We start from the raw sequence: 14980 nt of genomic DNA, 5'->3' as shown, positions 1-14980 counted from the left end.
CACTCAAGGCGGTGTCTATTTTTTGTTTCACCTGGGATTACCGAAGCTCGAGCAGCTGTCTGACCCGGCTGGCAAACCATGTATCGGCAGCCACCGCGTCGCGTGCACTAGTCATGCGGTTGGTCAGGATGGCGAAAGAGAATGAATGGACAGGATCAGCAAAACCGATCATGCCCCCGATGCCGGCATAACCGAAAGAATGCGGTCCGCCAAACGCATCGGCTAGTTCAGCGCTGCCGAGGGCGTACCCGAGAGCGAGGCGCGTCTTGACCTGCATGATCTCATCGATTCGATCCACTTGCAGGCGGGTTGCCTCCTCCAGGTGAACGGGGCTCAGCAATCTTACACCGTCTGCACCATTCTCGAATAACGATGCGTACATCCGGGCAAGGGCATTTGCAGTCATCAGGCCATTGACAGCGGGGACAGCTGCTTGATGAAAGAGCGGCTCATTCCATTCCGGGTTGCGAATCGGTACGACGCGCACAGGCAGCACTTTTTTCATCAGATGATCATCCGGCAAAAGGGCGATCGGCAGTTCTTCTCCGCTGATCTTTGCTATCCTCGATTCTGCTTCCGGCGGAGCACCAAAATGAAGCTCGTTTTCGATCCCCAACGGCCTGCAGAGCTCTTCCTGGACGATCCGGGGAAAAGGGCGTCCATCTGCCCTGGCTGCCGTCTCTCCCAGTATCCAGCCATACGTGAGACCGTGATAGCCCGGCTTGCTTCCCGGCTCCCAGATTGGTGACAGCTCTTCCATTTCCCGAATCATTGCATCCCAGTCGCAGATCAGATCCATGTCGGTATGATCAGGCATGAGTGGAATCCCGGCAGTATGGCAGAGCACTTGCCGTATCGTAATCTTTTCTTTGCCATTTGCTGCAAATTCCGGCCAGTACTTTGCCACTTTGTCATCGTAGGAGAGCTTGCCTTGTTGCACGAGCAGATGAACGACCGTAGATGCCACCCCTTTGGAACAGGATTGCGCGAGAAACAGGGTGTCGGTTGTGACAGGGGTTTGGGTCAAGGGATCGGCCATCCCGGAGCAGGCGTTGATGATTTGCTTTCCGTGGAAGTAGGCAGCCACTTGAATGCCGCAGTAATCATGGCTGGCCGACCATTCATCCAGCCATTGCTGCACCCGGACTTGTGGGGATTGCGTTGACATGCACATGCACATCATCCTCCTCCTTCATTACCTCTATCATAAAAAGTTCCGGTCTGAGCGGAAAGGGAAAAAACGATTCAGAATCAATGGATGCATAAAGTAAACAAGCTCTTTCAAATGGGAATTGACAAAAGGAAGGGATTGGCGTACGATCAATGTCAGTAAGTACTGACAGTCAAGTACAAGAGAAGGAGGGAGATCATGAGCAGCAGCGACAAGGTAAGCAGCAGCGACAGGCTCCTGCTGGCAGCAATCGATCTCATCTCGGATCGAGGATATAACGGAGTGACTACCCAGGAAATTGCTGCGGCTGCCGGACTAAGCGAAAAGACGCTGTTTCGACATTTTGGCAGCAAGCAAAACCTACTCGAATCAGCGTTCGACCGGTTTCATTACACAGAAGAAATGCAAAAGCTGTTCAATGAGAAGCTGGTCTGGGATCTCGAAACGGACCTTACCCTCCTCAGCCGGATGTATCATGCCATCATGAACAAAAACCGGAAGATGATCATGATCAGCATCAAGGAAGAGGGGAACCTGCCGGGCTTGCGCATCCGAACACAGAAGCATCCACAGCAGCTGATGGAGATCCTGACCAGTTATTTCACCGTCATGTCTGACAAGGGAAAGCTGCTTAAGACCAACCCACAGATTCAGGCTTTTTCATTTCTGATGCTGAATTTCGGGATCTTCATGAACAATCTGGAAGCGGATGGAAACTTTCCGGGCATTGCGCTGGAGGAGGTTTTGGAAGAAAGCGTGCGCATTTTTGCTAGGGCACTAACCCCCTAGTTTTTTTATCTGTCAGAAGACAGTCAGTACTGACTGTCAAAACTGTATCGCTCATACACTTGAATGTATGGATAGATTCAAATAGATATATTTTTATTTATGAGCAAGGAAAGGTAGAATTCCCATAGCAGTTGATAATTTAGTCTGAGGAGGGCGTTTGAAGATGGCAACGACAAATGAACGAAGCCACGCGAATGGCCAACAACTGATCTTGGTCCTGATGTTTACGATGACGATTTCTTCGATGAGCGCCATGATGTTCAATTTGGCTCTGCCGGCAATACGGGAGCAATTTGGACTCACGCTGGCTCAAACCAGCTGGGTGTCTTCCCTGTACATGGTCATTTACGCAATCGGGACCGTCATTTACGGAAAGCTGGCAGACAGCATCAAACTCAAATCGCTGGTGACATTCGGTCTGCTGCTGTTTGCGGGAGGTTCGCTGGTGGGGATTTTTTCACAAACGTTCTGGATGGTGCTCGCGGGAAGATGTTTGCAGGCTATGGGAGCTGCAGCCATCCCCGCCACTGCTGGACTGATTCCCGTACGTTACATGTCACCTGAACGAAGAGGCGCAGCGATCGGTACCGCCATGGTCGGTCTTGCGCTGGGGGGAGTGCTTGGGCCTGTGATTTCAGCGCTTGTTCTCCATTTCACCCACTGGCGCTACTTGTTCAGCATTCCGCTGTTTGTCTTGATACTGCTGCCCCTCTATCGACGCTATCTGGGAGAGGAAGCGAGCAGTCCGGCAAAAGTGGACTGGACGGGAGGAGGCATGCTCAGCGCGACTGTGGTGCTGCTCGTTCTCAGTCTGACGAATCGTAGCGGTTGGATGCTGGCGGCAGGAATGGTCGCGCTAGGGGTGTTTATCAAATGTATCCGTACGGTGGAGAACCCTTTCATCCAGCCTCGGCTGTTTCGCAGCAAGAGCTATACGTTCGGGATCATCATGATGCTGTTCATTAGCGGAAGCGTGACGTCCCTCAGCTTTCTTTGCCCTTTGCTGCTCACTCAAGTTCAGCACCTCTCACCCGGCTGGGTTGGTCTGGCGATGGTTCCGGCAGCTGCTGCCCAGGCTATTTTCGGGAGGAGGGCTGGAAAACTGGCGGACCGACGAGGGAATGCGTACGTCTTTACGATTGCATCTGGGCTGCTCTTGTTCAGTTTCGCCTTGCTGTCTACCTTCATCGGTGCTTCTCCGATGTTCATTGCCGCCTTTTTGATCTTTGGGAATGTCGGTCAAATGTGCATGGTCATCGCCATGTCGAATGCCATATCGTCCACGCTGCCAAAGGAGCAGGTCGGGATCGGCATCGGGATCCTGCAGATGACCAATTTCATCATGTTCGCAGTCGCATCCGCAGTGTACAGCAGCCTATTGGATCTTGGGGGAGTGGCCAAACTAAATCTGGCGAATGGATACGTGGACGGAGCCATGTACAGCAATATCTTTTTCGTGCTGGCGTTGATTCAGGCAGCTTTACTCATTTTTTACCGCACCCGGTTTGTCAAAATGAGCGGTGAATCGGCTATGCGATCCTCGTGGAATGGCTCTAATAAGCCAAGCACACAGCCTCCATTTTTTGAGACGTCAGACAGATGAATAATCTGTGAATTCAGAAAAGTAAATTGACTGCATGCAGGCAACTTGCTAGTCTATGGGTAAAGTACCAATTGAAGGGAACGATACCTATGCATGTAGCTTTGCGGATGGATGATACCTTGCGTCGAGCCGTTTTGCTTTATCCGGACGTAGAATCTATCGTGGAAGGTGAACGTCGCTGGACGTATCGAAAGTTTCAGGATGAAGTGCATCAATTGGCGCATGCCATGAAGAGATTGGGCGTGGAGAAAGGCGATCGGGTAGCCGTCCTATCCCCGAATACCGCCGCAATGCTGCAATTGTTCTACGCCTGCTTTCAGCTAGGGGCGGTAGTGGTTCCGTTAAATACGAGACTTCTGGCGCATGACTATTTGTATATCATCGAGCACGCGGAAGCCAAGCTGTTTTTTGCAGACGACGAACTTATTCCTTTGGTAGAGTCGGTCATTCCGTCTTTCACGACGGTGACACAGCTTGTTTCTATGCCAGTGGATGGTCTGGTGAGCGAGCGCGAAGGCTGGGTTGCCTATCCGGACTTACTGGCCAAAGAGAGCACGGAGCCGTGCATTCATGAGATTGAAGAGACGGATCTGGCCACCATCCTCTACACGAGCGGTACGACAGGCAAGCCGAAAGGAGTCATGCACTCGCACCGGACACTGTATTTCAACATGCAAAATACGATGTTCCATCTGCGGGCTGCCGACAGTGACGTCCTGCTGCATACGCTTCCGATTTTTCATGTGAATGGTTGGGGAACACCGTTTTCCTTTACGGGAGTGGGAGCCAAGCACATCATGCTGCGCAAGATTGATCCTGCGCTGATTCATTCCTTGATGCAGAGGGAAGGAGTCACGGTAGCCTGCATGGCCCCGACGGTGCTGAATATGCTGATCAATGAGCCGCGGTTTCGGGAGGAGAAAACGACAGGGCCGATGCGTGTGGTCATCGCCGGATCTGCGCCGCCGACAGCGTTTGTCCGGACGGTGGAACAGCAATTAGGCTGGGAGTTTTTGCAGGTGTACGGGATGACGGAATGTGCCCCGCTGATTACGGTATCCCCGATCAAGCATCATTTGGCACAGGAGAGCGAGGAGGGCAGATTCCGCTTGAAGGCGAAGGCGGGCATTCCCATGCACAATGTGGAAATACGCGTCGTCGATGATGAAGACAACGATGTGCCGAAGGACGGCCATAGCATCGGGGAAGTCATCGCGCGCGGCAACATGGTCATGGAAGGGTACTGGAAGCAGCCTGAAGCGACCGCAGCCGCAATCGTGAATGGCTGGTACCATACAGGAGATATGGCGACAATCGATGCCGAAGGGTACATCGACATCGTCGACCGCAAGAAGGATATCATCATCAGCGGTGGAGAAAATATTTCCTCGATTGAAGTAGAGGGACTTTTGTATGAGCACCCTGAAGTCCTGGAGGCCGCCGTCATTTCGGTTCCACATGAAAAGTGGGGCGAGGTACCGCACGCCATTGTAGTCCCCCGTCCCGGAGCTGAACTGACGGAAGCTGTGCTGGAGAGCTTTTGCCGGGGAAAAATGGCTGCATTCAAGTGCCCGAAAGGCTTTACCTTTGTGAGCGAGCTGCCCAAAACGGCGTCCGGCAAGATACGCAAGGTAGAGCTGCGACAGCCATTTTGGGAGGAAAAGGGCAGAATGGTGAATTGAGAAAAATGCTGGAAACAGGAAGTAGGGTGAACGAGCCGATGCCGGACAAACGGGCATCGGCTTTTTGTCGCTCGAATCAGGATAGCGCTTGCATTCATCCAGCTTTTGAAAATGGGCGACGTGTATTTCATAAAGGAATGAATTTCATTCAGGCCACGTTTGTAAGATGAAAAATAGACGGTTGTTCGACTTGTGAAAGCGATTTCCATTCGTATGGCCTCGAGAATTGTTTTTCAATGACGAAAACATGATACTTTATCGACAAAAGAAGAAGGGAAGTGCATCCAGCATTCGACAGTCTTTGTTCTAGGCATTGGCTATGATGTCATTGTGTTGATTCAAAAATGAATTACCCGCTGTCAAAAGAAAGCGGGAACATGTCGGGAAGGAGCGTTCAACAATGCTGGAAAAAATACTCGAACTACGGTCGCAATCGAAGTCCATCGCACAAATCGCAAAAGAGTGCGGGTTAACCATCGGTCAGGTCAAGTACCAGCTGCAAAAGGACAGAGCCCGGGTGGCAAATGACCATGACCACACCTCCGCCCTGCAACAGCCAAAAAGGCGACAGGAGAGCGATTGGCGGCTGCCAGCGTTTTATGGACGCGATCTGCTGAAGGTCATGGCACAGGGGCCGACTGTCCTGTTTGTGTACTGGGAAATCACGTGGCCGCGCATGAGGATGGTAGCCTCCTATCTGCAATCGGATTACCGGCATATTCAGAAGGGACTACGGATTTACGATGTGACGGATCGGATCTTTGACGGTCACAATGCGCATCGCGTACAGGATGTGTTCGTGAACGAAGATGCGAGCAGCTGGTATGTACGGGACATTCAACCTGGACGCACGTATTTGGTTGATTTTGGTCTGTTTGAGCAAGGAAGATTTTGTCCGATTCTTCGTTCAGAACCGGTGGAAACACCGCGAAATACAAAGGCCGCATGGGGAGAGCCACTGATCGAGCCTGCCAAAGATCCGGCGACCCCCGCGTGGTTTGAGAATTTTTCCTCGTATTCCCTCTACTCGAAAACGAATCAATAAGTGAGGTGTCATTTGGTGCAGAACGGTTACCTCTCTCTCGTGCTCCACGCCCATCTGCCTTACGTGCGGCACGGGGATCGGGACGATTGTCTTGAAGAGCGTTGGGTTTACGAGGCTATGCTGGAATCCTATCTTCCCCTGCTTATGGTCTTCGACAAGCTTCTTTCAGATGGCATTGCATTTCGCATGACCCTTGCTGTTTCCCCAACGTTGTTATCCATGCTGGAAGATGAACTCATTTTGTCCCGTTTTCAGAAACATCTCGCAAAGACAGTCGAGCTGGCTGGAAAAGAGGTGAAGCGGACGGTGCTGGAACCGCGGGAGCATCGTGTCGCGAAGATGTATCTCGAGCGCTTCCGGGCCATCGCTACATACTGCCGCAAGCACGACTTTCAGCTCATCTCCGGCTTGAAACGGGTGCAGGAGAGTGGATGCGTCGAGCTGATTACGTGCGCAGCCACGCATTCGTTTCTCCCATTCGTGGAGACAGAAGAGGCCATTCGCGCCCAGCTGCAGGTCGGTATCGATACACATGAGCGCATCCTCGGGTCTCGCCCAAAAGGGATCTGGCTTCCCGAGTGCGGGTATACGCCAGGACTGGATCGTTTGCTGAAAGAGGCGGGGATTGATTACTTCTTCGTCGACAGCCATACGATCCAGCACGCGACACCCACGTCCATGCGCGGCATGTATGCCCCGCTGCATACGCCGCATGATGTAGCTGCTTTTGCGCGGGATGATCAAGCTTCCAGGCAGGTGTGGAGCTCATTCGACGGATATCCAGGCGATTACGATTATCGTGAATACTATCGAGACATTGGCTTTGACCGTGAAATGGACTACATTGCGCCTTATATTCATCCGGAGGGCATTCGCGTCAATACGGGATTGAAGTATTACCGAATCACGGGAAAAGAGGGACAGAAAGACTGGTATGTACCGGAGTGGGCAAAGGAAAAAGCAGCTTCCCATGCGGGTCACTTTCTCTCCCACAGGGAAAAGCAGATCGAGGAAGCCTCAGGCTGGCTGGATCGCAAGCCGCTTGTAGTCGCTACCTATGATGCCGAGCTCTTCGGACACTGGTGGTACGAGGGGCCGCAGTTCCTGGATTATTTGATGCGGAAAACCGTGTGCGATTCCAAGAGCGTCGAATTGATCACCCCCTCGGAATATTTGGCGCAGTATCCGATTCAGGATCGGGCTCGTCTGCCGATGTCCACGTGGGGAAGAAATGGCTACGGGGAAGTTTGGCTAAACGAGAATAACGGCTGGATGTACCGGCATCTGCATCAGGCCGAACGAGAGCTGATCGAGGCCGTCCAGCATAGCGAGCTGGCAAAAGGGCAAGAGCCCGGCAAGGACGAGTCGGTCAGCCGGTGCCTGAAGCAGGCAGCACGTGAGCTGATGCTGGCGCAGAGCAGTGATTGGGCCTTCATCCTGGATGGTCAGACGGTCGTGGAATATGCAGTGCGCAGATTTCATGATCACTTGGTGCGCTTCCGTGAACTCCTGGCCATGATCGAGACGGGTCAGATCGACCTGTCGCGCGTGCAAGAAATGGAGACTGCTTACCCGCTATTCCCTGCCATGGATGAGTCGTACTATTTGCCATTTCGTTCGCATAGAGTGAACGTAGCGCATCAACTCGTTGCGGCAAGCAAATCCGAGCATTCACAGCCCAGAGTCCTGATGCTCAGCTGGGAATTCCCTCCTCATGTCGTCGGCGGACTGGGTCGAGCCGTGTATGAATTGGCGCGACAGCTCGCCTCGCAAGGGAAGGAAGTGCATGTCCTCACAGGAGCAGGTGACTCACCAGCGAGACAAGAGCTCATCGACGGGATTCATGTGCATCGGTTGAGCAGCTATGCCCGGATGGGGCAAGGAGACTTTTTCCAATGGGTATTTCAACTGAACCTCGCGATGGTGGATGCAGTGGAAGACTTGCGGCGAAACGGCATGCAGGTAGACATCATTCACGCCCATGACTGGCTCGTTGGATGGGCCGCTATGGAGATCAAGGAGCGAATGTCCATCCCGTTGATTACGACGATCCATGCGCTCGAGCACGGTCGAAATCAAGGCATTCATACGCCGCTGCAGCAAAGGATTCACGATAGCGAGCGCATGCTGACAGCCGCCTCCGACCGGGTAATTGTGTGCAGTCATTACATGGGGGAGGAAGTCGTTCGATTGTTCGGGATTCCGCGTGAAAAAGTCAGCGTGATTTTCAATGGAGTCGAAGTGCCAGAGGGTTCGAGCGGGCCGCGTGCGGACCTTCGTCAGGAACTCTCCTTGGGAGATGGCCCAATTCTTTTTTTTGTCGGAAGACTCGTGCGGGAAAAAGGGGTGCATTTGTTGCTGGAGGCGGTGTCCCGTCTTGGCAGGGAGTTTCCTGATCTGCGGTTGGTTGTGGCAGGAAAGGGGCCAGAGGCGGATGAGCTGAAAGACTTGGCAGGGCGCCTGTGGATAGCTGATCAGGTACGCTTCCTCGGATTTGTCGAGGATGAAAAACGCAATGAGCTGTTTCGCCTTGCCGATGTAGCCGTTTTTCCGAGTCTGTATGAGCCGTTCGGGATCGTTGCTCTGGAAGCGATGGCGCACGGAACGCCGCTTTTGGTCGCGGACACGGGCGGGCTTCGCGAAATCGTCAGACATGGGGAGAACGGAGCGATGATGTATACCGGTGATGTGGAATCATTGGTCAATCAATTGCGTTGGCTGCTTCAAAATCCGATGATCCGACAGCAGCTGGCACAGCAGGCACTGGAGGATGTACGTCAACGTTATGACTGGGCTCATCTTGCCCGGCAGACGGCTGAAGACTATCGTTTGCTGAATACCGCTACGATGTGGGCTGCCACATGAAAAAACACCCCAGAGGGAGGAAGTATTGATGAAGGCAGTGATCATGGCTGGCGGTAAGGGAACCCGTCTGCGACCTTTGACTTCCCACACTCCAAAACCAATGGTGCCTTTGCTGAACCGGCCTTGCATGGAGTACACCATCGATCTTCTGAAAAAGCATGGCATCACGGAAATTGCCGTGACCTTGCAGTATTTGCCGGAAGCCATTCGCAATGAATTCGGGGATGGCTCGCGGTATGGCGTGTCTCTCGTCTATTTTGAGGAAACGACTCCTCTGGGAACGGCAGGAAGTGTGAAGAATTGCGCAGACTTCCTCGATGAACGGTTTATCGTCATCAGTGGGGACACGTTGACGGACATCGACCTGTCCGCAGCCGTACGCTTTCACGAAGAAAAAGAGGCTCTTGCGACGCTGATTTTGACTCAAGTAGAGACACCGCTTGAATTCGGCGTCGTGATGACGGACGAAAACGGACTCATCAATCGTTTTTTGGAAAAGCCGACTTGGGCTGAGGTATTCAGCGACATGGTCAACACGGGGATGTACGTGTTCGAGCCGGAAGTGCTCTCTTATATAGATAATGATCGCGAGGTAGATTTCAGTAAAGAAGTGTTCCCGTACTTCCTCGGTGAAGGCAAACCGATGTACGGTTATGCAGCCGAGGGATATTGGTCTGACATCGGATCGCTGGAAATCTATCGCCAGGCACAATTCGATTTGCTGGACGGCAAAGTTCAATTACAGATCAAAGCACAGGAGATCGCGCCGCGCATCTTCCTGGAAAGCCATGTGCGCATTGACTCTTCCGTGCGGCTGGAAGGGCCGGTATACATCGGGGAAAACGTGCATCTTCAGGCTGGAGTCGCCGTCGGTGCCTACTCGATTCTCGGCTCCAACACAGTCGTATCCTCAGGCACCAAGCTCTCCCAAGCCATCGTCTGGGAAAATACGATGGTGGGCAAAAAGACCGAAATCGCTGGGACGACTCTCTGCCGAAATGTCCAGGTCGGCGAATCCGTCTTGCTGGGGGAGGGAGCCGTCATCGGTGACAATTGCAGGCTCTCCTCGAAGTCAGTGGTAAAAGCGGGCGTGAAGATCTGGCCGGACAAGGAAATCGGCGAGAGTGCAACCGTTACGACTTCGTTGATCTACGGGACCAAGCAGTCGAAAAGTCTGTTTGGTACCAATGGGATCAAAGGTATCGGAAATGTGGAAGTCACACCTGAATTTGTCACGCGGCTGGCAGCATCGTATGCCTATCTGCTGCGGGCAGGCAGCCGGATTGCTCTCTCTGCGTGCTCGCACCCGTTTGCCCAGCTGCTCAAGCACAGCATCATGACGAGTCTGTGCTCATCCGGTATCGATACGGTCGACTTTGGCATCGGGAATTCGCCATTGATGCGATACGGGGTGCGCAGTCTGCAATGCGTAGGAGGCATCCATGTCTACATGGCAGAGCCGGCAGAAGAAAAAGAGATCGTCATCCAGTTCGTCGATCACGAGGGGCTGCCCGTTTCGCGGGATATGGAGAGAAAGATTGAAAATGCGTATTGGCAGGAGACGTATGTGCGCTCCTTGCATCACCTGGGCGAGCTGCATGTGGAGCATCAGGTGCAGGAGGCGTATTTGCGCGCCCTCACGGAGCGGGTCGATGTGGCCAGCATCCAGCGTCAGCGCTTCCGCCTGCTGATCGAATGCGAGCCTCGCTTCATGCCGGCTTTTTTGGCTCCCCTGTTCCATTCGTTGGGGGTAAGCGTTCAATACGGAGCCATCCAGGAAGGGGTCTGCAAGCATGGGGCAGATCTCGGCATTCGCCTGGACAAAAATGGCGAGCAATTCGCTTTGTTCTCCGAGCATGGAGAAAAACTCTCACCTGAACAAGTGCTGGCTCTTCAATTGCTGGCTTGCAGTGGGATCCACAACAAAATCGGTCTTCCCGTCAGCGCACCGATGGAGCTGGAGCACCTCGCCCAGCTGCTGCAGCTGGAAGTAGTCCGGACCAAGGTAGCGCCGCGCGCGATGATGGAGGTAGCGTCCGAAGAGCGATTCCACCCGATGTTTGATGCAGTGTACAGCCTCTTGCGCCTCCTTTCCTACCTGGCCAAGGAAGAAAAGCCGCTCAGTGTTCTGCTGGCGCTTCTGCCTGCCTGCCATATGGAGAAGAAGATTGTTTTTTGCCCGTGGGGATCCAAGGGGAAAGTGATGCGGAAAATGCTCGAGGAGAACAAAGGAAAGCTGCTGGAGCTGGTCGACGGAATCAAGGTGTACGATGCCAATGGCTGGGTGTTGATTCTGCCAGATACGGAAGATTCTCACGTGAAGGTCATTTCCCAAGGAGCGACAGCTGAGACTGCGGCGACGCTCGCTTCCTCCTATGCGAAGCGCATCGCTGAATACCAATAAAGGACGTGAAGGCATGCCGAGACCGCTCGTGGTCGGAAATGGAAGACTGCTGATCAACTTTGACGACAGGCTTCACATGCGCGATCTCTACTATCCTTATGTGGGGCAGCTCAATCATGTGGGGGGGCACTTCAGCAAGCTGGGGATATGGGCATCCGGTCGCTTTTCCTGGCTGGATGAAGAAGGATGGAAACGAACCCTTGGTTACAGCAAAGAATCGCTGGTGACGGACGTCTATGCCCAGCATGAGGGGCTCGGTCTCTCCCTGCGGATAGCAGATGGTGTTCACCAGCGGGACCCGATATACCTGAAGCAAATCAGGGTGCGCAACCTCACGAGTGAACATCGGGAAGTGCGGGTGTTTTTCAATCACGATCTCAGCATCAATGAGACAGAGGTAGGCGATACGGCCGTCTTCGATCCCATGCTGAACGCGGTCTATCATTACAAGCGAAATGTCTACATCATGGTCAACGGCCGAACGCCAGAAGGTGGAATCGATCAGTACAGCGTGGGAATCAAGCGATTCAATTATGCGGAAGGGACGTGGCGGGATGCGGAGGACGGGATTCTCTCCGGCAATCCGATCGCCCAAGGCTCCGTAGACAGCACCATTTCCTTTCGGTTAATGCTGGGGCCGCAAGAGGAGAAATCCCTCGAGTACTGGTTGTGCATCGGCGATTCCTACGATGCGGTAAAGTCGTTGAATCAATATGTTCTGGAAAGCGACCCGCAGCGGCTGCTGAATCGAGTGGGCGTGTATTGGCAGCGGTGGGTGAACAAGGAAGAGCGGGATTTTGCCGATTTGTCTCCCGAGGTCGTCGAACTTTACAAAACCAGCCTGCTGCTGGTGCGCACCCAGATTGACCAGAACGGCGCGATCTTGGCGGCCAATGATTCTGACATTCTCCAATTCAATCGGGATCATTACAGCTATATGTGGCCGCGCGATGGAGCGCTGATTGCTTGCGCCATGGCAAAGGCGGGCTACACCGCTACCGTTGCGCCCTTCTTCCACTTTTGCGCGGATGCCTTAAACGATGATGGCTATTTGCTGCACAAGTACAACCCGGATGGCTCGGTCGGTTCGAGCTGGCATCCGTATATCGTTGATGGAGAAATGCAGCTGCCGATTCAGGAGGATGAAACGGCGCTGGTCCTGCACGCTCTGTGGGAGCAATACAAAAGCGGAAAGCAGCTCGAGGATTGTCAGGCGCTGTATCCGACACTCGTGCGTCCCGCTGCACGCTTCTTACTCCAGTATATCGAGCCCGCCTATCAGCTTCCCCGACCGAGCTACGACTTGTGGGAGGAGCGCAGGGGCATCTTCACCTTTACGAGCGCGACGGTGTTTGCCGGTTTGAAGGCTGCTGCCAGGTTTGCTCAGCTGTTCGGGGACGACCGCCGTTATAAGCGCTATGACGAAGGGGCGGAGCGGATCCGGGAAGCGATGCTCTCCCATTTGTACGATCCCGAGATCGGCCGGTTTTTGCGCGGAATCTACATCCGCCAGGACGGTCATGTGGAAAAAGATTTTACGGTGGAAAGCAGCTTGTTCTCGATTTTTGCATTTGGCGTTCTGCCCGTGGACGATCCTCGCGTGACCAGCACGATGGAGGCTGTGAAGAGAAGCTTGCGAGTGGACACGGAGATCGGTGGATTTGCACGCTACCAGGGAGACTATTATTTCAAGAAATCGCATGATACGGCCAGGGTGCCAGGCAACCCGTGGATCATTTGCACGCTCTGGGTGGCAGATTGGGAGATAGCCAAAGCCAAGTCGCTGGACGAACTGCAGGAGCCAAAGAGCAGGCTGTCCTGGGTCGTCCGCCACGCGCTGCAGAGCGGTGTCTTATCCGAGCAGCTCGATCCTTTCACGGGAGCGCCTGTTTCCGTCGCTCCGCTGACTTGGTCACATGCAACGTATGTCGCTACCGTATTGCGTTATTTGGAGAAGGTGAAAGAGCTGCAGTAACGAGAGGGGAGAGAGGATAATGGGAGCGATCCGTTTCGGCACGGATGGTTGGCGCGCAATCGTGGCTGACGAATTTACGATGGAGAACGTTCGAGTCGTCGCACAGGCGATTGCCTCGTACACGAAAGAAATGGGGCTGCAGGAGCAAGCGATCCTCGTCGGCCACGATACCCGATTCCTGGGGCGGAGGTTCGCAGAGGAAGTCGTTCGTGTTTTGACCGCCAATCAAATCCGTACCTACCTGGTGAATGAAGCGGCGCCAACCCCGGCTGTTGCCTTTGGTGTCAAGCATTTTGCAGCTAGCGGTGCCGTGATGATCACTGCCAGTCATAACCCGCCGGAATACAATGGAATGAAATACATTCCGCATTACGCGGGTCCCGCCACGCCAGTCATTACCAAACGGTTGGAAGAATGGATTGCCAGAATCCAGGAAACGGGCGATGTTCGGACCATGACGCTGGAGGAAGCCAAGTCCCGCAAAATGCTGCAGATCATCGTGCTGCGCCCGCATTACGAGGCCCATTTGCGCAGACTGGTCAACACGGATGTTCTGCGAAACTCTTCTCTGGAAGTCGTCGTAGACGCCATGCATGGAGCAGGCATGGGGTATGTCAGCGGGCTGCTCTCGGAGGCAGGAGTCAAAAACGTGGGCATTCGCGAAACAGTGGATGCCGCTTTCGGTGGGGATCTGCCTGAGCCGAATGACAAGCATCTCGCCCTGCTGAAAAAAGAAGTCGTGAGCCGAGGAGCATCGCTTGGTCTCGCCAATGATGGCGATGCCGATCGCTTCGGGGTCGTGGACCGCTTCGGGCAGTACGTACCGCCAAACGATGTACTCGCACTGCTTACCTACCATCTGGTCAAAAACCGCAAGCTGTCGGGCAGGATCGTGCGCACCGTTGCAACGACCCATCTGCTGGATCGAATGGCAGCGGCGTATGGGCTTGAACTGGTTGAGACGCCTGTCGGTTTCAAGTACATCGGCGAGCAAATGCTCCAGGGTGACGTCCTGATCGGGGGCGAAGAGAGCGGGGGTGCGAGCATTCTCGGGCATATTCCGGAAAAGGACGGCGTCTTGATCAACCTGCTCCTGGCCGAGATGTGCGCGGTAGAGGAAAAAGGGATCGATCAGATTTTACGGGACGTGTACGATTTGTTTGGGGAGCTGTTCCACACGCGTCTGGATATCCAGCTGCCGGAAAAAGACCGCTGGATTCACGAGATGGTGTCTTTCCCGCCGAAGCAGGTCGGACCGTTTCGAGTGCGGGAAGTCAACCGCGTAGACGGGATCAAGCTGATGCTCGACGAAGGACACTGGGTGCTGATTCGGCCATCCGGCACAGAGCCGCTCGTGCGCATTTATTGCGAGGCGACGAGCGCGACAGCTCTCGAAAAGCTGAAAGAATCTATCCGTGACTGGTTTTTGGAAGTGAATGTATAAGA

Annotated in this window: 9 protein-coding genes; 8 read left to right on the top strand and 1 reads right to left on the bottom strand. The window is 53.8% G+C overall.

Going from position 1 to position 14980, the window contains the following annotated elements; translation table 11 throughout:
• Positions 1–37: 37 nt before the first annotated feature.
• Positions 38–1174, bottom strand: coding sequence for a serine hydrolase domain-containing protein (locus JNE38_RS19260; protein WP_238933377.1), 1137 nt, complete (start codon positions 1172–1174; stop codon positions 38–40).
• Between the two features lie 195 nt (positions 1175–1369).
• Here JNE38_RS19260 and JNE38_RS19255 point away from each other — a divergent pair, with 195 nt between their 5' ends.
• The 8 genes from JNE38_RS19255 (at position 1370) to JNE38_RS19220 (ending at position 14978) form a co-directional block, all read left to right on the top strand.
• Positions 1370–1960: a TetR/AcrR family transcriptional regulator gene (locus tag JNE38_RS19255; RefSeq protein ID WP_203255231.1), complete on the top strand. Its 591-nt coding sequence runs from the start codon at positions 1370–1372 to the stop codon at positions 1958–1960.
• 163 nt (positions 1961–2123) lie between these two features.
• Complete coding sequence (locus JNE38_RS19250; protein ID WP_203255230.1) at positions 2124–3563, top strand: MFS transporter; 1440 nt, start codon at positions 2124–2126, stop codon at positions 3561–3563.
• 89 nt (positions 3564–3652) lie between these two features.
• The gene (locus JNE38_RS19245) at positions 3653–5245 is read left to right on the top strand and encodes a long-chain-fatty-acid--CoA ligase (protein ID WP_203255229.1); all 1593 of its coding nucleotides are present in this window, start codon (positions 3653–3655) and stop codon (positions 5243–5245) included.
• A 400-nt stretch (positions 5246–5645) separates the two neighbouring features.
• The gene (locus JNE38_RS19240) at positions 5646–6290 is read left to right on the top strand and encodes a DUF4912 domain-containing protein (RefSeq protein WP_203255228.1); all 645 of its coding nucleotides are present in this window, start codon (positions 5646–5648) and stop codon (positions 6288–6290) included.
• Between the two features lie 15 nt (positions 6291–6305).
• On the top strand, positions 6306–9155 hold the full coding sequence (locus JNE38_RS19235) for a 1,4-alpha-glucan branching protein domain-containing protein (RefSeq protein ID WP_203255227.1): 2850 nt from the start codon (positions 6306–6308) through the stop codon (positions 9153–9155).
• 28 nt (positions 9156–9183) lie between these two features.
• On the top strand, positions 9184–11559 hold the full coding sequence (locus JNE38_RS19230; protein WP_203255226.1) for a sugar phosphate nucleotidyltransferase: 2376 nt from the start codon (positions 9184–9186) through the stop codon (positions 11557–11559).
• A 13-nt stretch (positions 11560–11572) separates the two neighbouring features.
• On the top strand, positions 11573–13534 hold the full coding sequence (locus tag JNE38_RS19225) for a glycoside hydrolase family 15 protein (protein WP_203255225.1): 1962 nt from the start codon (positions 11573–11575) through the stop codon (positions 13532–13534).
• Between the two features lie 19 nt (positions 13535–13553).
• The gene (locus tag JNE38_RS19220) at positions 13554–14978 is read left to right on the top strand and encodes a phosphoglucomutase/phosphomannomutase family protein (RefSeq protein ID WP_203255224.1); all 1425 of its coding nucleotides are present in this window, start codon (positions 13554–13556) and stop codon (positions 14976–14978) included.
• The last annotated feature ends 2 nt before the right edge of the window (positions 14979–14980 follow it).

It is taken from the genome of Brevibacillus choshinensis, from assembly GCF_016811915.1.
Lineage (GTDB): Bacteria > Bacillota > Bacilli > Brevibacillales > Brevibacillaceae > Brevibacillus > Brevibacillus choshinensis_A.
The sequence above is the reverse complement of the archived record's forward strand: the minus strand, read 5'-3'. Positions and strand labels throughout refer to the sequence as shown.